The organism is Microvirga sp. P4_G7 (assembly GCF_056401005.1).
The window spans coordinates 1-572 of sequence record NZ_JBFUKD010001171.1 but is presented as its reverse complement, the minus strand read 5'-3'; the positions used below and the strand labels follow the sequence as shown (position 1 = coordinate 572).

General features: G+C 56.6%; 2 protein-coding genes. One reads left to right on the top strand and one right to left on the bottom strand.

Annotated features, from left to right (window positions below; genetic code table 11):
- The coding region (locus AC1DT3_RS23695; protein ID WP_477467589.1) for a tetratricopeptide repeat protein at nucleotides 1-235 on the top strand (235 nt) is incomplete at its 5' end.
- A gap of 168 nt (nucleotides 236-403) precedes the next feature.
- On the opposite strand, the gene AC1DT3_RS23690 is transcribed toward AC1DT3_RS23695, so the two are convergent.
- The gene (locus tag AC1DT3_RS23690) at nucleotides 404-565 is read right to left on the bottom strand and encodes a helix-turn-helix domain-containing protein (RefSeq protein ID WP_477467590.1); all 162 of its coding nucleotides are present in this window, start codon (nucleotides 563-565) and stop codon (nucleotides 404-406) included.
- Nucleotides 566-572: the final 7 nt, after the last annotated feature.

Sequence of the window (572 nt, the reverse complement as noted above, 5' to 3'; positions counted from 1 at the left end):
CAGCCTCCCGACATCATCGGACGAATCCCGCCTCGCCTTCGAGCGTGGAAAGACGCTTTACCGGCTCGGGTGTTACGATGAAGCGATTGGAGAGTTCGGCAAGATGTTGCGCTTGAACTGGCGGGATGAGAATGCCTCGGTCTGGATCGAGAAAGTCAAACTTGCCCGGGAACGGCATCTCGAGCGCATCACAAACGATCGTGAAACACGCGCCTCGTCCTCGATAGGTGCCTAGCGCTCACTCCACTGACCTAGATCTTCGGACCTGGATCTTAAGACCGGAGAACTTCGGACGGTAATTTTCGCGCGCCATGAGAATGCGACAACCCGTCACCACCGGTGACATGATCGAGACGTACGGGACCGATCAATAGTTCTTTGCGCGTCAATAGGTCTCTGCTCGTCAAAAAGCTTTCGAAAGCGTCTGGCTCGGTGAAACGCCGAAGGTTCGCTTGTAGAGCGCCGCGAATTCTCCCATGTGGTTGAACCCGACGCTCATCGCCACTTCCGTCACGGTCACGACTGCGGGATCTGCTGAAAGAAGCGAAGCGTGCGCTCGCTGCACGCGGATA